Source organism: Metabacillus sp. 22489 (genome assembly GCF_052044855.1).
GTDB lineage: Bacteria > Bacillota > Bacilli > Bacillales > Bacillaceae > Metabacillus > Metabacillus niabensis.
Window position 1 is genome coordinate 1 of the sequence record NZ_JBQENT010000064.1, and the last position, 20,761, is coordinate 20,761.

The following is a 20,761-nucleotide window of genomic DNA, read 5'->3' on the forward strand; positions in this document are numbered from 1 at the left end:
TCAGTATTATTGTTTCTTGTCATCATTATCCATCACCTCTAAAATATCTATTAATAAATATTTTAAATAAAAAAAGACTGTATGCAAACTCGATTTTATCGAGTTTGTCTACAGTCTGAGCCAATCTGTATCAGATTGGCTTAATCATTTATTATTTAATTAAAGCTATAACTTCAATTTCCACAAGAGCATCTTTCGGAAGACGTGCCACTTCTACACATGAACGTGCTGGTTTATGTTCAGAGAAATATTGACCATACACCTCATTAAAGTCAGCAAAAGAATTCATATCCTTCAAGAAAACCGTCGCTTTAACTACTGTTTCTAACGAAGCACCAGCCTCTGAAAGAACCGCTTTTAAGTTTTTAAACACTTGATGTGTTTGTTCAGCAATATCACCTGTTACCATTTCCCCTTGAGCTGTTAAAGGGATTTGTCCTGAACTATAAAATAAGTTGTTCACAATAATCCCTTGTGAATATGGACCAATAGCTGCAGGTGCTTGATTTGTACTAACAATCTTCATATTATTCTCCCCCATCTTCATTTTCATCTTCAAATTGAAAATAACTTCCAGGTTTTACTTCAATATGCTTTTCACGTGTATCGACTTCAGTTAGTTTAACTAACGAGATATATTCATCAACTAGTCTCTCTTCTACACCTTCTGTTTCAACCAATACACCTATTCCCGAAACATTAGCCTTGAATTCATCCAAAAGACTGATCATGCCATTAATCGTTCCACCAGCCTTCATAAAGTCATCAATAATGAGTACGTTTGAACCCTCGGTTAAACTCCGTTTTGCTAGGAGCATCGTTTGAATTCGTTTAGAAGAACCGGAAACATAATTAATACTAACAGTTGAGCCCTCAGTTACCTTACTATCCTTCCTAACAATCACTACAGGAACATCAAGCTGGGCTGCTACCGCGTAAGCTAAAGTTATCCCTTTTGTTGCGACTGTCATAACTACGTCAATTTTTCGATTGCTAAATACTGTTGCAAACAATTTGCCAATTTTATTTACAATTGAAGGATTTCCTAGCAAATCCGTTAAATATAAATATCCACCAGGCAGTAATCTTTCTGGTCTTGCCATTAATTCGCACAGCTCATCAATGAATTGCTTTGCTTCTTTTAATTCAACCTTTGGAATATACTTAACACCACCTGCTGCTCCAGGTACAGTGAGTAACGTTCCTATTCCATGTTGCTCAAACGTCTCTTTTATGATTGTCAAGTCTTCGCTGATTGATGATTTGGCGGATTTATATTTCTCAGAAAAATAAGTTAATGGGACCAAAGAATGTGGATGATGAAGCAAGTAGTTTGTCATATCAACAAGACGACCACTACGTCGAAATTTCATGAACGGCCAACCTCCAAAATCCGAATATTATTAAAGTAAATATAACTTAATATCCGTATTTAATCAAGGCTGTTTCGTTCCCCTAACATTCTTACCGCAAAGACTTGGTCACAGAAGCCACGTAACCCATTATAAACCCTTGGTAATCTCGACTCATATTGAACTAAACCAAAGACGGTCGGTCCACTACCACTCATTAAAACAGCATCCGCACCGAAACGTTTCATTTGCTCTTTAATATTTGCTACTTCTGGATACATACGTAATGTCACGCTTTCCAATACATTGCCCATATAGTGACATATCTGCGCATAATCACCGTTCTGAATTGCGTTAACCATTCCATCAACATTTGGATGATTTATCGCATTAAGGTTAAGATTTCGATAAACGTCAGCTGTCGAGACTCCAATAGTTGGCTTAGCCAAAACGACCCAACAATGTGGTGGAGGGTTAATATGCTCAATAAGTTCTCCTCGACCAGTTGCAAGAGCCGTTCCCCCATACACACAAAACGCAACATCTGAGCCGATCTCTGAACCTAATTCAGCTAATTGTTCAAACGATAATCCCAAATTCCATAAACGGTTTAACCCTCTCAGAGTAGCAGCTGCATCACTACTACCTCCTGCTAATCCAGCAGCTACAGGAATTGTTTTCGTAATAGAGATGGATACTCCTCTTTTAATTCCATATCGCTTTTTAAGCAACTTTGCAGCCTGATATGCTAAGTTCCTCTGGTCATCTGGAACAAATCGATTATGAGAAACGATTCGTATTTCATCTATTGGCAAATCGATCAATTCCACACGGTCAGCCAAGTCTATCGTTGTCATAATCATTTTCACTTCATGAAACCCATCCTTCCGTTTATGAAGGACGTCTAATGATAAATTAATTTTTGCCGGTGCTTTTTCTAAAACACGCATGTATTCACCTACTTTAACGAACTACAATTGTATCAACATTGTACCACAAAAGCAGGTAAAGTATTTCCTTTTTCGACAATTAGCGAATTTGCACATCTCTATGAGATAGATTGGCTTTTGAACGTACAACCCTTCTAATGTAATTATTAGACATAATTTCTGTATTAATACCTTCTTCACTTGCGAATATTAAAAAAGGGCTGACTTTATTCACCACCTCAAAAAGGAGAAAGTGAATAATCGCCAACCCTACCGCATTGTTACTGATTTTTATTTTGCTCGGCAAGCTGTAGTTGAGCTAATTCAATTGCACGTTTTACCATATTTCCAGCATCTCGTGCTCGAATAGCTCCCCAGCCCTCTTCTTTTACCGTTTCGTAAAACCCTAAGTCTTTTGCTAATTCATACTTAAAGCCTTCAGACATAATTCCACGACGTCTGCCCATGACTGTAACACATCCTTTCAAAGGATTAGCCTGGATTTTTAAAAGAAGAATAAAATCGCGGCATAACTATTATTTGTATAAGTTAAACATTTTATGTGAAGATCCCACTAAATTATCCGGCATAAAAAAGAAAAAACAGTAAACAAATTGGGTGTTTACTGTCCACTAACCGCATATGTTCCTGTTGTATCTTCGAAAAAAGTTAATTGTACTGTTTCAGTTAGAACATCAGCATAGCTGTATGATACTCTCTCAAAAGAATTCTCATCTTGATCTAACTCAATAACAAAGACAGATGGATAGGTTTCTGCAAGCACACCACAGCGTTCTATCGTCTTTCTACGACCCCCGTTAGCTTTCAGGGTTAATCGTCTGCCAAGATTACCATCCAAGGACTTTTTAATATCCGTTAGAGTTTTTCCCATTGCATCCACCTCACTAAATTGATTATACAACAGATACCCAGATAAGTCAAATAAAATTTAAATTATACCAATGTTATTTAACTACTGTCAATAAATTATTTTCAACAAAATTCTCATATTTCCTACACGTAGTCTTTGCTAACTTTTGCTCAATTATGTATAAAATGAATATTTTTTTTGTTTTAATGCTAAATATTCCTCTTTTTACGAAAAATCCCCGTATTTAAGCCATTTTCTATTCGATTTTTCAGAAAAACTGATTTAGACGACAAGAGAAATATTTATTTTTTATTAAATACGACCATAAAATAATTTTTGGATCATAAAAGAAAAAACCACTTATTTGCACTTAAGTGGCTTAATTTATTGTTGGTTATGTTTTTTATATGGCATACCAGTTCGGAGCACACCTTTTGTTTCTATTCCTCCCAGCCCTTTTTCCCTCGTAAGAGTATTCCTCAATACTTCCCAAACATTAATCCTCTCAACAAATGGAGTAAAACTAACCTTTGCAACAATATAGACGGGATCAAGTGCATGGATGTTAACTCTTGAAGGAGAGCTTGCAAAATTAGCCCCTGCTCTAATTAATGATTCAAAATGCGATTGACAGGCTCCAGCAAAAATAACTAACTGGTCGAGATTAGGATTCTTATTCCGGGCATTCCTTACAGTTTGTATAAAATGCCTGGAGTGTCGATAAGCATTTAAATCATCGATACCTCCCTTGTGCTTCGAATAAGCATCATGCCCTGTAACAACGAGGATATCCGGGCGATATTTATCTAAGAGTGATGTTATCTTATCTGGCATTTCCTTCTCACTTACATGAACACCATTTACAGGGACACCAATTTTCGAATATAGTTCCAAACACTTTTTTAAATAGATCGGATCCCCATCAATATGAAGCACCCTGCCAGGAATATGAAAGAACTCTTCATTATGGCTATAGCTTGATGTAGCATAATACTCTTGTTTTTCACGTAATAATTGGTAATCCTGTCTAAATAAATCATTCGACTGCTCTATTAGCTCCCTTTCCTTTACTTTACGACTATTCTTTTCCTTTTCATCTACAACAACCAAATCGTTGCAGTTAGCATCTGCAATTAACCGTACTTCATCCCCATGTAAAATGGCGATTTCCTCACCGTTATCGTTTTTTATTACATCTATAACTCTAAATAACAAATCTAGTCGATATGACTTTCTCGCAACAATATCTCCTATTTTCACCTGCACATTTCTCACTCCAATTTGCCTATCTTCGCCATCTGGCAAAATTACTCCCTTTATGAGGGTTAACTTTACTTTTTCACAGGCTGTTTTCCCTCTGCTATTCTTTAACTAGGAACGGTTTTATTTCCTTGTGCTAAACAGTTGCTTGCCAATTTGTTTTCTGCACGTGTCTGATATGTCCCTTCGCGCCAAAATATCCGTCCCGATTAACCTAGTTAAAACCTGATGTTATAAAACAACATGCCTATAGAAAAAAGCCATTTTTTAATGAAACAGTATTTATAACATTGAAGATTCATTTATCTAAAAAAGGAAAAATCCCCTTTTCTAGCCTATGTAGCTTTCAAAAATTTGTGATAAATGGAATGGTAATTTTTCAATATGAATTGCTTAAGACAAAAAAATCCTAGGTACATTCCGGCATGTACCTAGGATTTTGTCATCATTTATTTCTTATTTACGACTTGTGATAATGCATCACTAACTTTAGCGAATTCTTCAATTGAAAGAGATTCTCCACGTCTTCTTCCATCAATCATGATTTTCTCCAACGTTTCCTCTATAAGAGGCTTTAACTCTTTTCCATTTGGCAAGTAATGCACTAAATTATTTAAAAGAGTCTTTCTTCTCTGAGCAAAGCTTGCCCGCACAATTTCGAAAAAGAATTTTTCATCTTCAACATGAACTATCGGTTCATTTCTAACTAGTAAGCGAATAATTGCTGAATCAACATTTGGTTGCGGAACAAACACTGTTTTCGGGACAGTCATGACCGTTTTAGCCTCTGTATAATATTGAACAGCGATTGACAATGAACCGTAATCCTTTGTCGATGGGTTCGCTGATATTCGATCTGCTACCTCCTTCTGTAGCATGACAACGATCCCCTTTAAAGGAAGTTTCTCTTCAAGGAGCTTCATAATAATCGGAGTCGTTACATAATAAGGGAGATTTGCAACAACCATAATCTCCTCACAATTATGAAAATGTGTTGCTATTGTTTCCTGTAAATTTGCTTCAAGTACATCTTGGTGAATCACTGTTATATTATCATATGGACTTAATGTTTCTTTTAATATTGGAAGTAAACGTTGATCAATTTCAAAGGCAACAACCTTTTTTGCCCTTCTAGCCAACTGCTCTGTTAAGGCACCAATTCCTGGTCCAATTTCAATAACCCCTGTTTTTTCTGAAACCTCTGCATGATCCACGATTCTTGTTAAAATATTTGGCTCAATTAAAAAATTCTGTCCTAAGCTTTTTTTAAAGGAAAATCCATATTTCTCTAAAATGGCTCTTGTTCTTACCGGAGTTGCTATATCCTTCATCATTAATTTCTTTCCTCCTGTAGAATCTTCGTTACTGCTTGTATATAGTCTTCTCTACTTATTTGAAACATTTGCAGCCTTTTATGAAGCTGCTTTCCATTTGTATATCCAATCTTTAAAAGGACACCTAATTTCTCTCGTCTTTCACGAGCATGAGTACCACCAATTAACCCTGCGTCTAGTAGATCATCTAGCGTAATATCACTTATAAACTCTTCCATTTCCTCTTTCACCGAGTTTAATGCAGTCCGAATAGATTCTATACTAGCATGCTCCACTCCGATACCTTTCCCGTTTTTAGGCCTTGCTTCAGCCTTTGGTAAAAATGCATGTTTACATCCAGGGACTTTTTCCGAGATTTTCTTTCTTATTTTTTCACCAGGAAAATCTGGATCTGTAAAAATGATGACGCCCCTCGTCTTTTTTGCAAGCTTTACTTGCTCAATCACTTCATCACCAATTGATGAACCATTCGTTTCAATCGTATCTGCGTCTACCGCTCTCTTTATAGCTGTTGTGTCGTCTTTTCCTTCAACAACAATTATTTCTTTAATTTTCATTTTTTCCTCCAAAAAGCTGAAACTTTTTCTAGTTGTGTTTCGTCATATAAATGTAACTTGTTAATTACACATAATTGTATCTATATTTACAAAATTAGTGGATTGCCATTTAACTAAAATTCCGACTCAACAGAGATAAGCCTGTAAAAAATAATCTTAATCTACTTTACAAAAAGCGTAAAGCCTACCCTCGACTTTTTGAGGAAATTCCGCTTTTTAAACTTGCTATATACTCTTAAAAGTATACCCTTCTTCATACTGAAACAAAAGGTTAGTGAATTTTATAAAACATTACTTTTTTCATTTTCGAAAGATTAATTAGGAATGGAAACTAAAAAGCTAATGATTAAACAAATAAAAAAACAGAGGGAATAAAGCCCTCTGCTAAACTATCAATCTAATATTTTAATCTTTACATTTTTCGAACCCCATCGATAGGCAGCTGATTTAGATGACAAGAAAACATCGATTTTGTTTCCTTTAATAGCTGAACCAGTATCAGCAGCAACTGCATATCCATAGCCCTCGACATATACTTTCGTTCCTAATGGAATGACATTGGGGTCAACCGCAATAACCTTAGCATTAGGATTTGCTTTTAAATTTACTCCTGTTGCAGTTGTTCCAGAACAACCGTTACAACTTGCTGTGTACGCAGTAGCTCTTACGTAAAATTCCTTTGCAACTGAATCATTACCACGGGACACTTGAACATCTGCTACTTCTTCAGCCTTCGTCCCTACAGCTACAACTTGGTCTTTACTCTCTTCAACTGTTTCCGATTTAATTAACTTTCTTGATACTTCTTTGCCGTTTTCCAAAACAACTTCATAATGCTTTTCTTGTTTACCTTCTTTTCCAGAGTCGATAACTTTTTCCTTGCCCTTTTCAAGGCTATCATCTTTTTTCGTTACAACCTTAAAGGCAACTGGTTCTTCCACTACATCGGTGACTTTTTCTACTCGTGTAACAGTAATGATGCTTTCCTCATTAATTTGATTCGTTAAATCTGGATGAACCTTATCTAGTTTATTTAATTTAACGTCTTGTTCTTTTAAAAAGTCAGCGACAGTAGTCGAAGTAGTCCAAACTTGTTGTTTCTCTCCGCCAACATTTAGTGTAAGCTGAATCGCTTTATCAATTGTTAATGATAAGTCCTTTTCAATCTTTGTATCTAATGCTGGTTCAACTCGATCGTGCTCTGTAACCTCTAATTTTTCTTGCTCTATTAATTCCTTTACTGTATCCGCTGTTGTCCATATTGTCCTTCGTTCATCACCTATTGCCAATTTTACTGGTTTTGAAGCTTCATAGACAATCTCTATATCATTTTTTATCTTTTTATTTGTTGCATGTGATAGGTGATCTTCTTCTCGTAAATCTATATCTTGCTCTTTTAATAATTCTTTCACAGTATCTGCATGAGTACGTATCTTTTCTTCTTTACCATTCACCGTCAAGTTGACGGTATCCTTCATACCCTCATATGTACCGTATGCAGTACCAGATCCAATTACTAATAAACTAGTTGTTGTAAGGACAATTTTGTTTTTTATTACCTTTTCGGAAAACAGCTTTTTCATGTTTTGAATGAAAATGAAAAACGCCTCCTTCTTCCTCGTGGATTATATAGAGTATCTTTCATCTTGTCAACCCTTTTGACGTTGTCTCATTTTTCCAACGTATTCATTATTATGCGTAATAACAAGCCAAAAGGGAAGAAAGAGTTATCGACAAAGATATCCTATGAAGAAAAAGAGACATGTAGAACCTCTTAGATTTCATATTTTCAGGACAGGCTATCACATAACTCGACAGAAATAGCTATCGAGTTATGCCGAATAGTTTCATTGCATTGTCGGAAGTTTTTTTTGCTACTTCCTCAAAAGTCAGCCCTTTTAGTTCAGCAATTTGCTCCGCAACATATTTTACATAGCTCGGTTCATTTCGTTTTCCCCTAAAAGGATGTGGAGTTAAGTAAGGACAGTCTGTTTCAATTAACAAAAAATCCATAGGTATTTCTTTTACTACCTCTTTTGGCTTTTTTGCATTTTTAAATGTAACTGGTCCGCCAAATGATAAATAAAAGTTCATCTTCATGCATTGTTCAGCTGTTTCCAAACTACCTGTAAAGCAATGCATAATTCCCCCAACCTCACTTGCATTTTCCTCTTGCAAAATCTTTACAACATCCTCAGTTGCTTCACGGTTATGAATAATGATTGGCAGCTCCACTTCCTTTGCCAATCGAATTTGTTTACGAAACACTTCCTGCTGAATTTCCTTTGGAGACTTATCCCAATAATAATCGAGTCCCATTTCCCCAATTGCAACTACTTTCGGATGTGCAGCTAATTGTTTAATCCACTCTAAGTCTTCATCTGTCATATCGATCGCATCAACTGGATGCCAGCCAACTGCAGCATAAATCATGTCATATTGTTCAGTTAGTTCCATTGCTCTCGTTATTGTTTCTCGATCGAAACCAACGACAACGATATGAGATACATTTTCAGACTTCGCACGTTCGATAACCTCAACGACATCCTCTTCAAATTGAGTTGCATTTAAATGTGCATGTGTATCAAATAACATCCCACTACTTCCCTTCTTTTCGACAATATAAAGAGGTGTTCTACAAAATGTTACACGTGGAACACCCCTTTTTGAAAAGCAATGTATTAGGAAAATATCACAGTACCTAATACAATTCCTTTTATTTTACTTTTGAACCATTTGGAAGGCTGCTATCAACTGTTGCGACTGACAAGGAATCTCCATGTGAACCTGCTAAAATCATCCCTTGTGATAGTTCGCCGCGAAGTTTTACAGGCTTCAGATTTACGACACAAATAACCTTTTTCCCGATTAACTCCTCTGGCTTATAATATTTTGCAATTCCAGACACTACTTGTCTCTTTTCATAGCCCAGGTCTAATTGCAATTTTAATAAACGGTCGGCTTTTTTCACTGGTTCTGCATGAATAACTTCTGCAACACGTAAATCCACCTTCATAAAGTCATCAATTGTAATTTCTTCACTAACCTCAGGAACTTCAACCTTCTCTTCCTCAACCTTTGGGGCAGTACCTTTCATTTGCTCCTTAATATATTGAACCTCTTCTTCAACATCTAAACGTGGAAAGATTGGCGCTTGCTTGTTTACTTTAGTTTGCGTTAATTGGCCAAATTCAAGAATGCTTTCCCAACCTTGGAGTTTTTCATCCACAATACCAAGCTGCTCAAAAATATTTTTTGGCGTTTCAATTAAGAAAGGCTTTAATAGCACAGCTGTTATTCGCAATGATTCAGCAAGATGTACCATGACAGATGCAAGCTTATCGCGATTAGCCTCGTCCTTCGCTAATACCCACGGTTGTGTTTCATCAATATATTTATTTGTTCTACTAATAAACTGCCATAATGAAGAAAGAACAACCGAAAACTCCATTTTTTCCATTGCTTCCTCATACTTTGCAATAGTTTCCTTCGAGAAAGCTACTAGTTGGTCATCAAATTCTAATTGTGATCCATTATAAGCTGGAATTTCTCCCGCAAAATATTTATCAATCATCGCAACTGTACGGTTTAATAAATTTCCTAAATCATTTGCCAGATCATAATTTACTCGGTCAATAAACCCTTCTGGAGTAAATACACCGTCTGATCCAAATGGTACTTCTCTTAATAAGTAATAACGTAAAGCATCTAAGCCGTATTTATCAATTAATGTAACAGGGTCAACTACATTTCCCTTTGATTTAGACATCTTGCCATCTTTCATTAATAACCATCCGTGAGCAAACACTTTTTTCGGTAAAGGTAAGTCTAGTGCCATCAACATAATTGGCCAATAAATTGTATGGAAGCGAACAATCTCCTTACCTACGATATGAACATCAGCTGGCCAATACTTTTTATATTTTTCTTCATCTTCAGTTCCATACCCGAGAGCTGTAATATAATTAGATAATGCATCGATCCAAACATAAATAACATGCTTTGGATCTCCTGGCACTTTTACACCCCAATCAAAAGTAGTACGAGAAACAGCTAAATCCTCAAGCCCTGGTTTAATAAAATTGTTTATCATTTCATTTTTTCTTGATTCAGGCTGGATGAACTCAGGATTTTCCTCATAATAAGCTAAAAGCCTGTCTACGTACTTACTCATTCTAAAGAAATAGGACTCTTCCTTTACTAATTCAACAGGATGTCCGCTATCAGGGCTTTTCCCACCAACCACTTTTCCATTCTCAATAATTGGATCAACTAATTGTAGCTCTGTATAGTATGTTTCATCAGGAACAGAGTACCAACCTTCGTACTCGTCTAAATAAATATCTCCTTGCTCCACTAATTTAGCAAAGATTTTTTCCACAACCGTTTTATGTCGATCTTGGGTTGTACGAATAAAATCATCATAAGATATCTCCATCTTACCCCAAAGATCTTTAATACCTGCAACGATATCATCAACATATTGCTGAGGTGTTATATTGCTTTCTTCCGCTTTACGTTGAATCTTTTGTCCATGCTCATCAGTACCAGTTAGATACATAACATCGTAGCCGCGCATTCTTTTGTAACGTGCCATTGCATCTCCGGCTACTGTTGTATATGCATGTCCTATATGAAGCTTTCCGCTCGGATAATAAATTGGAGTCGTAATATAAAATGATTTTTTCTTGTTTTCCATTATGTAACCTCCTTAAACTTAACAATATTGTCTAAACATGGTTTGATTTTACTACCCTTGTTAATCCAAATATGATTTTTCAAAAAACCATATCTTATTTATGTTCTTCCTAATTATTATAGATGATTGTCGACAGATTTAATGTAAAAGAAGATCTTTTCAAATAGATGTCACCCTTATTATATTTACCCCTTTTAAAAATGCCCTCGCCCTAAAGGACGAGAGCGCTATGTATGTCATTTATTCTAATTTAATGGATGTCGAAGATAATCTAGCTATACTAATCTGTCCAATATCAATAATTTCATACTCTTTATGATACCATCTTAACCTCTAATATCAAGGTTATATACCTAAAGATTTTCGAATTCTATATTTCTATTTCAATTCGACAAGTTCCAAAAGAAAATTGTCGAATGGAGTAGTTCATTTGTCGAATTTTTCAGTAGTTAAAATAGAGTAATTTTGTAAAATTGAGGTTTTGCTTTTAGGAAATAGGGGTATATAGTTAGAAAACCTTTAATCACTAGACTTTGCCCTACATCTATTTTTTTACAAAAATATAAATAAAATCATTGACGATTATTGGAAATGCTGATATGCTTAAAAAGCAAATCAGTTTTTGTCGAATATTGACGAAGTATGAGTACTAAATATATAGAATGTCAAAATTGAGAGGAGAATATTTTATTATGAAATCTACTGGTATTGTACGTAAAGTTGATGAATTAGGTCGTGTAGTTATTCCAATTGAATTACGTCGTACATTAGGCATTGCCGAAAAAGACGCGTTAGAAATTTATGTTGATGATGAGAAAATCATCTTAAAAAAATACAAGCCAAATATGACTTGTCAAGTAACTGGTGAAGTTTCTGATGATAACTTAGCACTTGCTAACGGTAAATTAGTTCTTAGTCGTGAAGGTGCGGAGCAAATCTTAGCTGAAATTCAAAACTTGCTTGTTCAAAAATAATAGATAAAGAGGCTGTCTCATCAAAGGTCAGACCCTCATCAAACGTAATATATATAGAAGGATTAACTTTGTATAATTCCTATATATTGCGTTAGAGGGATCTGGCTTTTTAGCATTGAGTCAGCCCCGTTTTTTATTTATTCATCAACATGATATGTTTGATATACATCCCTTTTAGGAATATTTCGTTCAAGGGAAACCTTTTTTATCGCTTCCTTTGATGATAGGTTTTGAGCAATATAATATTCTACATGCTCTTTAATAGTGAGCTCATTCCACCATACTTCCTTGTTTACCTCAACATCCTCATGGTTTCCTTCTACAATTAAACAAAACTCCCCACGAATTTCATTTTCTTCAGACCATTTAATAACCTCATCTATATTGCCACGAATAAATTCTTCAAATTTCTTTGTCAGTTCTCTTGATAAACAAATTGACCTGTTCCCAAAGTATTCCTTCATTAGCTGAAGTGTTTCCTTTAATCTATGAGGAGATTCATAAAAAATAATCGTCTCTCTTCTGCTTTTTAATTGTTCTAGTTGAGATTTCTTATCCTTTTTTTGCCGATTTAGAAATCCAAAGAAATAAAACGGCTGTGGCGTTATTCCTGATGCTATAAGTGCTGTTAAAGCAGCGTTCGCTCCAGGTAAAGGGATAACATGACCACCAACTTCAAGCACCTGCTTTACTAATTCACTACCAGGATCAGAAATAGTTGGCATTCCTGCATCACTTACAAGCGCTATATTTTTCTTTTCCTTCAAAAGATCAAGTATACGTAGTCCACTTGTTTCTTTATTATGCTCATGATAGCTAAAAATCGGTGTATCAATTTCAAAATGATTACATAACTTTTTTGATTGACGTGTATCCTCTGCCGCAATAAAATCTACTTCCTTCAAAATAGATATAGCGCGAAATGTCATATCTTCTAAATTACCAATAGGAGTAGGAACTAAATATAAGCTTCCGAGCCCATTACTTTCGTTATGAAAGCTTTTCTGTTGTTGTAGCATTCTCCTTACCCCTTTCCTCTTCTTTACATAAATGATTTGTTATGTATTGCTCTTTCGCTTTTCTAGATAGCTTTTTAAAGGAATATTCCATCCTAAGGGCCTCTGTTTTTGTATGAAACCTTTGAGAAAAAATAAGTTTAACAGGTGTTCTACCTCTTGTATATTTTGCCCCTTTTCCTTCATTATGCTTTTTTAACCTTTGCTTAATTTCAATTGTATATCCTGCATAATAAGTTCCGTCATTACACTCAAGTACATAAAAGTAATGGTTATCCGTTTCCATCCTTCTGTTCCCCCTAGCATACTTCTAATTGCACGCTTGTAAAAGGTAAGCCAAGGCGCCTCATTTCATCTACGTCATTCACATATCTCATTTACGCTACTTTCTGCTTTATCTCCATATAATATCTTCCGTATTTCTGGTGTATATTCGTTATGCTCATCATAGACAATAATTGGAGGCAAAAGCTTTAAATCTGAACGTCCGCCCTTTATTCCTTCAACTAATATCGTATTTGCCTCTTTGTTGATTTTTGGATAGACACTTTGAATCCTCTTAGGCTCAACTCCATATTTCCGCATTAATTCCACTATATCAACAAGGCGACCTGGACGATGGACTAGAGCAATTTTTCCACCTTGTTTAACAAGTTGACTACTTACCCTTATCACATCCTCTAATGTGCAAAGGATTTCATGTCTAGCAATTGCTAAGTGTTCATTCAAATTTTGATAGCCCTTTTGGGAAGTTGTAAAGTACGGCGGATTACAGGTTACGACATCATATTTCCCATAGCCAAGGGTTTTCGGCATCTCCTTTATATCGCCGTGTACCATTTCAATCTGATGTTCTAATTGATTATATTCAATGCTTCTTACAGCCATATCGTATAATCTCTCTTGAATTTCTACGCCTACTATTTTCCCCTTCGTTCTTGTGCTTAATATTAAAGGAACAATACCATTCCCTGTACAAAGATCTAAAATATTCCCTTTTTGTATAGGCAAATACGCAAATCTCGATAATAGTACCGCATCTAATGAAAAGGAAAATACAGTCGGACTTTGAATGATTCTGAGATTTTCAGCTAACAAATAATCTAGTCTTTCATCACCGACTAACTTAACCATTGTTTTCCCTCCCGTTTGAATAGAGAATTCTACACCATTTCAAATACGAGATCCTTCTCAAATAAAAGGCTCTTTCCTAAAAGATTGTTGTTTTTGTACTAACTATATTAGGGTTGAATGAAGCTGATTACGAGACTCCTGCGGGATGTGTGGGAAAGGTAAGACCCCACAGGCGTTTAAGCCGGAGAGGCTTACCACCCACCCCGCGGAAAGCTAGTACTGCAAAAGGAAATCAACCACGAACGACTACATTGTAAAAAAACAACAAAGTTTGCGAAAACAGACAATAAAAAAGCTTCATAAAGCTTTCTATAAAAAAAGCTAGCCCATATGTATAAGGATTGCCCAATAAATAGACAAACCAATATGAGTTAGCCAGATTATTTCTTATTTAGAAATGATAAGCAAAACAAACAATCTCCATCCTTACGAATACTCCCATAATGCAAATTGCAAATATGAAAGCCTTCCTGATATAATCTTGCAAGATTGTCATACCCTTCACCGATATCAATTTGCTGTTGCTTCGCTTGCTGCTTTTCTTTTGATTTTGTTTTCTTAGCGTTTGTATTTGCTGAATTGATAAATGTAACATCTAATCTTCGGCGTAAATTCTCATTCTCTATTTTTAGGTGATGATTTTCTTCAATCATTTTTTCTAAGTGCTGCTTTAATTCACCCAATTGAGTGAATAAGGAGCCTATTTGTTCTTCCATACTGCTTACAGATTCAAATATCTCTTTTTTATCCACTTGTTTCCACCTCATTAATCTGTGGATTGCATTGGAACTACGCCTTCTTTCTGCAATTCATCCCAAGTGTATTCTACCACGCGTTCTTGTTCAACTAAATTTACTTGTATAATTTGCTCTAATATATTTAAGCCTACTACTTTACCTAAACCATTTGGTGTCCCAATCATCTCACCTATGTCTGGAAGTAATTCCTTAGCTGATTCATATTCATCATTTTCATATTTCAGGCAGCACATTAAACGTCCGCATAAACCAGAAATTTTTGTTGGGTTTAAAGATAAGCTTTGATCCTTTGCCATTTTAATGGATACAGGCTCAAAGTCACCTAGAAAGGTTGAACAACAAAGCATTCTTCCACACGGTCCAATACCGCCTAGCATTTTTGCCTCATCACGAACACCAATTTGTCTTAACTCAATGCGTGTTTTAAAGATTGCCGCTAAATCCTTTACTAGTTCGCGAAAGTCTACTCTACCGTCAGCAGTGAAATAGAAAATAACCTTATTGCGGTCAAATGTATATTCCACATCAACTAATTTCATATCTAAACCATGCTCTGAAACCTTCTTTTGGCAAACAAGATATGCTTCCTCAGCTGCTTCCTTATTTTCCTGAACCAATAATCGATCTTTCTCATCTGCTAAACGTATTACTTTTTTTAGCGGGAGAACGACATCATTTTCTTCTACCTTCTTATTATTTAGAACGACTTTACCATATTCAATACCTCTGATTGTTTCAACAATAACAAAGTCGTCATCCTCTATATGAAGACCATTTGGGTCGAAATAATATATTTTGCCCGCCTTTTTAAAGCGAACACCTACAACATCATACAAACTTATCCCTCCTGCAATGTTAAGACCAATTGTTCCATCAAAAGTTGTGGATTCACATTGGCATGAAGCCTATTTTTAGCTTCTAATATTGAAGACATTTTCTCAGTCAAACTTCTTTGTGTCATTTGAAGGGCATTCTGTTTCAATTGTTGAATTATGTCATGATAAATGACTTGATCTTCGTTACCTACTTTAATCGATAATAGATCTTTATATATATATAATAACAAGTCTAGTCCAATTTCTTGTTTTTCTTTCTCATTAAAATGCATCATCCATTCGGTATGAACAAAGATTGGAGCTTGTCCTTTCCGGGTGACCATCACCTCATATAATTTTATCACTTTCGTTCTAGCCTGCGCAAACCAATCATCTTTTGCTATCGTAATTGCATCTTCAGAATCGTTAGTAAGCTGTGATACTAATGAAGCAACATGGCCAGGAATTCCTTCATCTACGAGTAATTTCTCAATAGCTTTCGGTAATAAAGGCTGAAATGATACTAATTGACACCTTGAAAGAATTGTATTCAGCATCCTATGATACTGTTCAGTTAGTAATATTGCAATCGTATTTGCATTCGGTTCCTCTAAAAATTTGAGCAAACTATTTGCCGCGTTTACTGTCATTTTATCTGCGTGAACAATCATATAAAGCTTTTTATTCGATTCTACACCTGATTTAGAAAATTCCTCTTGTAAAGCTTGGATTTGTCCCTTTTTAATCGAAAGGCCATCAGGCTCTACAACATGGACATCAGGATGATTCCCGGAATCTATTCTTCTGCAATTTCTGCAGTTGTTACAAGGTTCGGCATGTTGAAGGTTTTCACAAAAAAAGCTCTTTGCAAAAAGAATTCCAATATTCCTTTTACCTGTCCCTTTCTTCCCTTCAAATAAATATGCATGTGCCAAACGTTGTTTTTCAATACTGTTTATTAACAATCGTTTAACACGAGGTTGATATGTTTCTAACTCCTGCCAACTCTTTATCATTTCAACATCACTCTCTACGTATATAGGTTAATAAGTAACCCTTTTACTTCACCTATCTTTGCTAGAATATCAATCGTCGTAGCTTCCTTGTTAACAATTTCATCTGTTAATTCAAGAAGGGACTTGTCTACCTGCTCAATTATTTTTAAGGATCGGCTATTGCCACTATAATCCCAGCTTCTAGATTGTTTCATTTTCATGCCATATTCAACGGCCTCATGGATAAATTTTTTAACTAGTAATTTGTATTTCGATAGGTCGCTAAAGTTTCTAGATTTCGATAATCGACGACCTACGTCCTCAATATTACCTAGCAGCTTTGTTAATTGATCCATTTGGAGCTTATTTCCTTGTTTTACAACAATATCTTGAAAGCCCCTTGTTGTAGACTGAGCAACCTTTTGATCTAAGCCACGTTTATCTATAGCAGTTCGTAAATCCTGACTAATTTTCATACAATCCCCCCGTTAGCAATTCATACAACTAGATATAATTGAAGGATTAATTAAATATCACCTAACCGTAATAATTAAAATTGGAGAAATTGCTCGACAGGTACAACAAAGACTGTTGCTCCTCCGACTTCAACTTCAACCGGATATGGAATAAATGAATCAGCATTTCCTCCCATAGGTGAAACTGGTGTAACAAGTTGCTCACGAGATTTACAATTATCTTGAATAACTTGTAAGGCTTTATCAACTCTTATATCTTCTGTACCTATCATAAACGTTGTATTCCCTGATTTTAAAAATCCACCTGTACTTGATAATTTCGTTACTCGAAAATTATGGTCCATCAAGGCATTTAACAACTTATTACTATCTTGATCCTGTACAACGACAATAATTAATTTCATAATAAAAAGCCTCCTTATATTGTAACATGTTCACCTATTTCCTTCATTGCTAGTTTGATGGTAATTTCATACCAAAAGGGTCATATGTTGAGATGGTTTTCCAATACAGTGATTACATCCTTTAATACATCTTCTTTAGGATTATTTGCATTGATACTGATAATTCGATCTTGAAATTTTTCAACAACCTCTTTATAGCCTTCTTGCACTTTTCTATGAAATGCTAAACCTTCTAAATCAAGGCGATTTTTCTCTCTATTGGAATTTGCCTCGATTCGTTTAAGACCTACTTCAGGCTCAATATTAAAGTAAATCGTGAGATCTGGAAAACAACCATTAATCGCAAATTCATTAATCGAATATACTTCATCAATGCCTAATCCTCTTGCATATCCTTGATACGCTAAAGAACTATCGATAAATCGGTCACATATAACTGTTTTACCCTCTTGAAGTGCAGGAATAACCTTTTCAACTAAATGCTGCCTCCTAGCTGCAGCATACAGAAGGGCTTCAGTTCTTCCATCCATATTTGTATGATCCTTGTTTAAAATGACCTCACGAATTTTTTCAGCGATGTGTATTCCGCCAGGCTCTCTTGTAAATACTGCTTCAAAACCTGTTTTCTGAAAGTGATTCTTTAGTAATTCAATAATTGTCGTTTTACCTGCTCCTTCAGGGCCCTCAAACGTAATAAATTTCCCGTTCTCCATCTTTTACCTACTCTCTTTATAAATTGCTATTTTTCCACATTTTATATTTTCATCACCTTGAATATTGACTCCCATCTCCATTAATTCCTTTAATTGTTCGATTAATTCAACTGTTATTTTTTCACCAACCATTATAAAAGGAATTCCTGGAGGGTATGGAATGATAGCTTCGGCAGAATAATGTCCAACTGATTCATGAAGGGCGACAATTATTTCTTCACATTTATCAAAATAAGAGTATGAATAATCTAGGGATGAAATATTTTTTATTTGTCTATTATCTAAGTAGTTATATTGCTTCATCTCATTCTTTTTTGGTGCTGGAAGCTTGCCTTTATCGATTGAGGATAGTTTATCAAGAGTAGTATCCAAATTCTCAATAGGTAATACAAATAATAGCTTACTAGGGTCTGCTAATTCAGCAAAGATATGCTGGGATTCAAAATAATGTTGTAAATGAAATCCTGATAACCCATTAACAGCCTCCACCGTAAGCTTAAGAGGATCAGCTTGAATATATTCATCTTTAGATTCTATAATACTAAATTTTCGTGTGGATATTATAAAATCCTTCAATAAATCAATTTTTTCTATCAGTTCTTTCTGTTTATTCTCCCGTACTTTCTTTTCTAAATAGGCTCTTGCCAAATCTAATGATGCCATGATTGGATACGAGGGACTACTGCTTTGTAGCATCGACAAAAAGAGATCAAGCTTTTCTTTATTCACTAATTTACTATTAAAGTGAAGATAGGAGCCCATTGTCATTGCTGGTAAAGTTTTATGTGCTGAATGAACAATAATATCTGCTCCAGCCTCAATTGCCGATTTCGGAAATGGATCACCTAAAACAAAATGAGCTCCATGTGCTTCATCTGCTAACACAGGAATATGATAACGATGTGCTAATTGAACAATCGGTGTTAAATCAACTGATAAGCCATAGTAGTTTGGATTAGTTAAAATAAGTGCTTTAGCATCAGGATAACTATTGATTGCATCTTTTATTGTTTCTACTTCAACATAGGTAGGAACTTGATAATCCTCATCTATTTTAGGAGCTAAGAATACTGGACGTGCACCCGCTAATCTAATTCCATTTAAAATTGATTTATGTGAATTACGTTGAACTAAAACAACATCTCCTTGACTACAAGAAGCCATAATCATTGCCAAGTTTCCAACAGTTGAACCATTTACTAAAAACTTTGTGTACTTTACTCCATATAACAAGGCTGTAAGTTGTTCTGCTTTTTGAATTGCTCCTTTTGCGTTATGTAAATCATCTAAGCCTGTTAGTTCTGTTACGTCAAAGGGTAATATACCATTATATATATCCCTTGCTTCTTCAAAAAATATCATACCATTTTTATGTCCAGGAACATGAAGAGAAAGTGGACATTTCAAAGCATGCTCCATTAAAGCTGTAAAAAGAGGGGTTTCCATACTTACATCCGTCCTTAATCATTATGGCTTAATTATAGCAATACAACCTATAATCTTAAAGTAACATTCGTGATAATCGTTAATCGCTCCAGCTTTATTATTTAGGATGTTTTCCTATATTGCAGGCATATACGCAAGGTGGACGCATTTTGAGAACAACAATTTTAATAAAAAGGGTTATATAGCCACACCTATTATAATAGGAATTATTATAAAACTATGATAATGACAAAAGGCCAGCTGTTGCAAGCTAGCCCTTGTTAATTATCTAAATGTAACGTCATGAATATAATCTTGTTCTTTTAATTCTTCCTAATCTATTTAAGTAAAATTGATACTTCGGATCCGATGTCTGAGTGTGAATAATTTCTTGCTCACAATCTGTACAAATAAAACTCGTATAAAGATGAATTCCTGTCATTTTATTCATATCACATATAATACATTTTTCCCCTACCGATTCATGTAAACAATTAGAATTCATATCCTCCACCTCCGTACTTTTCATTTTGTCCTAGATCCGTATATTGTATACACAATTTTGAATTTACTTTTGATAATCATAGATTATGGTCTTTCATCTCATCATGTGTCTGTCTAATTCATACAAATCTCTTTATATAGTGTAATAGTCAGGCTAGTAAGTATACTTTGTCTCTACGTTTCCCTCTAAACCTATCGGTTTTTATTTAAATATACAAAAAAGACCAGTATTTCTACTGATCCTTTCCATCTTACCTGGCAACGTCCTACTCTCACAGGGGGAGTCCCCCAACTACCATCGGCGCAGAGAGCTTAACTTCCGTGTTCGGATTTCGGCTTGCGATAAGCGGCGAATCTCTTCGGAAGCTTGTTCGTTCAAATCCTCATGTGCCCGAAGAACGCACATTCCGGTTTTCTCTCTCTGCGCTTCCTACGACCTTCTTGCTTCTCCCAAGCCTCAGGCTAGTAAGTATACTTTGTCTCTACGCTTCTCTATCAACCTATCGGTTTTTATTTAAACACAAAAAAGACCAGTATTTCTACTG

At 35.3% G+C, this 20,761-nt stretch carries 24 protein-coding genes; 1 reads left to right on the top strand and 23 read right to left on the bottom strand.

Annotated elements, in window-relative coordinates:
• Positions 1–151: 151 nt before the first annotated feature.
• From ridA to ACTJJ9_RS24165, 12 genes are all read right to left on the bottom strand, one after another.
• Positions 152–526 carry a 2-iminobutanoate/2-iminopropanoate deaminase gene (gene ridA / locus ACTJJ9_RS24110; RefSeq protein WP_095303073.1) on the bottom strand — a complete coding sequence of 125 codons (375 nt, stop codon included), beginning with the start codon at positions 524–526 and terminating at the stop codon, positions 152–154.
• A 1-nt stretch (position 527) separates the two neighbouring features.
• Positions 528–1,373 carry a pur operon repressor gene (purR, locus tag ACTJJ9_RS24115; RefSeq protein ID WP_095303072.1) on the bottom strand — a complete coding sequence of 282 codons (846 nt, stop codon included), beginning with the start codon at positions 1,371–1,373 and terminating at the stop codon, positions 528–530.
• Positions 1,374–1,432: 59 nt separating this feature from the next.
• Positions 1,433–2,302, bottom strand: coding sequence for a 4-(cytidine 5'-diphospho)-2-C-methyl-D-erythritol kinase (gene ispE, locus ACTJJ9_RS24120; protein ID WP_095303071.1), 870 nt, complete (start codon positions 2,300–2,302; stop codon positions 1,433–1,435).
• A 260-nt stretch (positions 2,303–2,562) separates the two neighbouring features.
• Positions 2,563–2,748 (bottom strand): small, acid-soluble spore protein, alpha/beta type, encoded by a 186-nt coding sequence (locus ACTJJ9_RS24125; RefSeq protein WP_095303070.1) that lies wholly within the window; start codon positions 2,746–2,748, stop codon positions 2,563–2,565.
• 155 nt (positions 2,749–2,903) lie between these two features.
• Positions 2,904–3,173 carry a biofilm formation stimulator Veg gene (gene veg / locus ACTJJ9_RS24130; RefSeq protein WP_095303069.1) on the bottom strand — a complete coding sequence of 90 codons (270 nt, stop codon included), beginning with the start codon at positions 3,171–3,173 and terminating at the stop codon, positions 2,904–2,906.
• A gap of 363 nt (positions 3,174–3,536) precedes the next feature.
• Positions 3,537–4,418 (bottom strand): sporulation peptidase YabG, encoded by an 882-nt coding sequence (gene yabG, locus ACTJJ9_RS24135; protein WP_095303074.1) that lies wholly within the window; start codon positions 4,416–4,418, stop codon positions 3,537–3,539.
• A 443-nt stretch (positions 4,419–4,861) separates the two neighbouring features.
• Entirely contained in the window at positions 4,862–5,746 is an 885-nt protein-coding gene (gene rsmA / locus ACTJJ9_RS24140; RefSeq protein WP_440768960.1) for a 16S rRNA (adenine(1518)-N(6)/adenine(1519)-N(6))-dimethyltransferase RsmA, read from the bottom strand.
• On the bottom strand, positions 5,746–6,303 hold the full coding sequence (rnmV, locus tag ACTJJ9_RS24145; protein ID WP_440768961.1) for a ribonuclease M5: 558 nt from the start codon (positions 6,301–6,303) through the stop codon (positions 5,746–5,748). The genes rsmA and rnmV overlap by 1 nt, the downstream gene beginning before the upstream one ends.
• 392 nt (positions 6,304–6,695) lie before the next feature.
• Complete coding sequence (locus tag ACTJJ9_RS24150) at positions 6,696–7,886, bottom strand: ubiquitin-like domain-containing protein (protein WP_145584716.1); 1,191 nt, start codon at positions 7,884–7,886, stop codon at positions 6,696–6,698.
• 241 nt (positions 7,887–8,127) lie between these two features.
• A complete protein-coding gene (locus ACTJJ9_RS24155) occupies positions 8,128–8,898 on the bottom strand; it encodes a TatD family hydrolase (protein WP_440768962.1) in 771 nt (256 codons plus the stop codon).
• Positions 8,899–9,019: 121 nt separating this feature from the next.
• The gene (gene metG, locus ACTJJ9_RS24160) at positions 9,020–11,002 is read right to left on the bottom strand and encodes a methionine--tRNA ligase (RefSeq protein WP_440768963.1); all 1,983 of its coding nucleotides are present in this window, start codon (positions 11,000–11,002) and stop codon (positions 9,020–9,022) included.
• A 370-nt stretch (positions 11,003–11,372) separates the two neighbouring features.
• Complete coding sequence (locus tag ACTJJ9_RS24165; protein ID WP_370877296.1) at positions 11,373–11,441, bottom strand: YSIRK-type signal peptide-containing protein; 69 nt, start codon at positions 11,439–11,441, stop codon at positions 11,373–11,375.
• A gap of 253 nt (positions 11,442–11,694) precedes the next feature.
• On the opposite strand from ACTJJ9_RS24165, the gene ACTJJ9_RS24170 reads away from it, so the two are divergent.
• Positions 11,695–11,976 carry an AbrB/MazE/SpoVT family DNA-binding domain-containing protein gene (locus tag ACTJJ9_RS24170; protein WP_145584710.1) on the top strand — a complete coding sequence of 94 codons (282 nt, stop codon included), beginning with the start codon at positions 11,695–11,697 and terminating at the stop codon, positions 11,974–11,976.
• Between the two features lie 137 nt (positions 11,977–12,113).
• On the opposite strand, the gene rsmI is transcribed toward ACTJJ9_RS24170, so the two are convergent.
• The 11 genes from rsmI to ACTJJ9_RS24225 all read right to left on the bottom strand — a co-directional run bounded on the left by rsmI (position 12,114) and on the right by ACTJJ9_RS24225 (position 20,217).
• Positions 12,114–12,995, bottom strand: a complete 882-nt coding sequence (gene rsmI / locus ACTJJ9_RS24175) for a 16S rRNA (cytidine(1402)-2'-O)-methyltransferase (protein ID WP_174879834.1) — start codon at positions 12,993–12,995, stop codon at positions 12,114–12,116.
• Positions 12,967–13,278, bottom strand: coding sequence for a GIY-YIG nuclease family protein (locus ACTJJ9_RS24180; RefSeq protein WP_095303062.1), 312 nt, complete (start codon positions 13,276–13,278; stop codon positions 12,967–12,969). The genes rsmI and ACTJJ9_RS24180 overlap by 29 nt, the downstream gene beginning before the upstream one ends.
• A gap of 74 nt (positions 13,279–13,352) precedes the next feature.
• On the bottom strand, positions 13,353–14,126 hold the full coding sequence (locus ACTJJ9_RS24185; protein ID WP_095303061.1) for a tRNA1(Val) (adenine(37)-N6)-methyltransferase: 774 nt from the start codon (positions 14,124–14,126) through the stop codon (positions 13,353–13,355).
• A gap of 380 nt (positions 14,127–14,506) precedes the next feature.
• Positions 14,507–14,893: a DNA replication initiation control protein YabA gene (gene yabA, locus ACTJJ9_RS24190; protein WP_170944502.1), complete on the bottom strand. Its 387-nt coding sequence runs from the start codon at positions 14,891–14,893 to the stop codon at positions 14,507–14,509.
• The gene (locus tag ACTJJ9_RS24195) at positions 14,893–15,720 is read right to left on the bottom strand and encodes a PSP1 domain-containing protein (protein ID WP_095303059.1); all 828 of its coding nucleotides are present in this window, start codon (positions 15,718–15,720) and stop codon (positions 14,893–14,895) included. Before ACTJJ9_RS24195 ends, yabA begins: the two co-directional genes overlap by 1 nt.
• Positions 15,721–15,722: 2 nt before the next feature.
• The gene (gene holB / locus ACTJJ9_RS24200) at positions 15,723–16,715 is read right to left on the bottom strand and encodes a DNA polymerase III subunit delta' (protein ID WP_095303058.1); all 993 of its coding nucleotides are present in this window, start codon (positions 16,713–16,715) and stop codon (positions 15,723–15,725) included.
• Positions 16,716–16,729: 14 nt separating this feature from the next.
• The gene (locus ACTJJ9_RS24205) at positions 16,730–17,170 is read right to left on the bottom strand and encodes a YaaR family protein (RefSeq protein WP_095303057.1); all 441 of its coding nucleotides are present in this window, start codon (positions 17,168–17,170) and stop codon (positions 16,730–16,732) included.
• Positions 17,171–17,244: 74 nt separating this feature from the next.
• Entirely contained in the window at positions 17,245–17,574 is a 330-nt protein-coding gene (locus ACTJJ9_RS24210; RefSeq protein WP_095303056.1) for a cyclic-di-AMP receptor, read from the bottom strand.
• Positions 17,575–17,654: 80 nt separating this feature from the next.
• Positions 17,655–18,287 carry a dTMP kinase gene (gene tmk / locus ACTJJ9_RS24215; protein ID WP_095303055.1) on the bottom strand — a complete coding sequence of 211 codons (633 nt, stop codon included), beginning with the start codon at positions 18,285–18,287 and terminating at the stop codon, positions 17,655–17,657.
• Between the two features lie 3 nt (positions 18,288–18,290).
• Positions 18,291–19,733 (bottom strand): aminotransferase class I/II-fold pyridoxal phosphate-dependent enzyme, encoded by a 1,443-nt coding sequence (locus tag ACTJJ9_RS24220; protein WP_145584706.1) that lies wholly within the window; start codon positions 19,731–19,733, stop codon positions 18,291–18,293.
• 280 nt (positions 19,734–20,013) lie between these two features.
• Complete coding sequence (locus ACTJJ9_RS24225) at positions 20,014–20,217, bottom strand: sigma factor G inhibitor Gin (RefSeq protein WP_095303053.1); 204 nt, start codon at positions 20,215–20,217, stop codon at positions 20,014–20,016.
• Positions 20,218–20,761 lie beyond the last annotated feature (544 nt).

Bases quoted from the DNA above. Each gene is read 5' to 3' on its own strand.
- ACTJJ9_RS24220 (WP_145584706.1), bottom strand. From the start codon at position 19,733: ATGGAAACCCCTCTTTTTACAGCTTTAATGGAGCATGCTTTGAAATGT.
- ACTJJ9_RS24170 (WP_145584710.1), top strand. From the start codon at position 11,695: ATGAAATCTACTGGTATTGTACGTAAAGTTGATGAATTAGGTCGTGTA.
- rsmA (WP_440768960.1), bottom strand. From the start codon at position 5,746: ATGATGAAGGATATAGCAACTCCGGTAAGAACAAGAGCCATTTTAGAG.
- rsmI (WP_174879834.1), bottom strand. From the start codon at position 12,995: ATGCTACAACAACAGAAAAGCTTTCATAACGAAAGTAATGGGCTCGGA.
- veg (WP_095303069.1), bottom strand. From the start codon at position 3,173: ATGGGAAAAACTCTAACGGATATTAAAAAGTCCTTGGATGGTAATCTT.
- ACTJJ9_RS24180 (WP_095303062.1), bottom strand. From the start codon at position 13,278: ATGGAAACGGATAACCATTACTTTTATGTACTTGAGTGTAATGACGGA.
- ACTJJ9_RS24155 (WP_440768962.1), bottom strand. From the start codon at position 8,898: ATGTTATTTGATACACATGCACATTTAAATGCAACTCAATTTGAAGAG.
- ACTJJ9_RS24125 (WP_095303070.1), bottom strand. From the start codon at position 2,748: ATGGGCAGACGTCGTGGAATTATGTCTGAAGGCTTTAAGTATGAATTA.
- holB (WP_095303058.1), bottom strand. From the start codon at position 16,715: ATGATAAAGAGTTGGCAGGAGTTAGAAACATATCAACCTCGTGTTAAA.
- ACTJJ9_RS24210 (WP_095303056.1), bottom strand. From the start codon at position 17,574: ATGAAATTAATTATTGTCGTTGTACAGGATCAAGATAGTAATAAGTTG.
- tmk (WP_095303055.1), bottom strand. From the start codon at position 18,287: ATGGAGAACGGGAAATTTATTACGTTTGAGGGCCCTGAAGGAGCAGGT.
- purR (WP_095303072.1), bottom strand. From the start codon at position 1,373: ATGAAATTTCGACGTAGTGGTCGTCTTGTTGATATGACAAACTACTTG.
- ACTJJ9_RS24225 (WP_095303053.1), bottom strand. From the start codon at position 20,217: ATGAATTCTAATTGTTTACATGAATCGGTAGGGGAAAAATGTATTATA.
- yabA (WP_170944502.1), bottom strand. From the start codon at position 14,893: ATGAGGTGGAAACAAGTGGATAAAAAAGAGATATTTGAATCTGTAAGC.
- metG (WP_440768963.1), bottom strand. From the start codon at position 11,002: ATGGAAAACAAGAAAAAATCATTTTATATTACGACTCCAATTTATTAT.
- ridA (WP_095303073.1), bottom strand. From the start codon at position 526: ATGAAGATTGTTAGTACAAATCAAGCACCTGCAGCTATTGGTCCATAT.
- ACTJJ9_RS24150 (WP_145584716.1), bottom strand. From the start codon at position 7,886: ATGAAAAAGCTGTTTTCCGAAAAGGTAATAAAAAACAAAATTGTCCTT.
- rnmV (WP_440768961.1), bottom strand. From the start codon at position 6,303: ATGAAAATTAAAGAAATAATTGTTGTTGAAGGAAAAGACGACACAACA.
- ispE (WP_095303071.1), bottom strand. From the start codon at position 2,302: ATGCGTGTTTTAGAAAAAGCACCGGCAAAAATTAATTTATCATTAGAC.
- ACTJJ9_RS24205 (WP_095303057.1), bottom strand. From the start codon at position 17,170: ATGAAAATTAGTCAGGATTTACGAACTGCTATAGATAAACGTGGCTTA.
- ACTJJ9_RS24185 (WP_095303061.1), bottom strand. From the start codon at position 14,126: ATGGTTAAGTTAGTCGGTGATGAAAGACTAGATTATTTGTTAGCTGAA.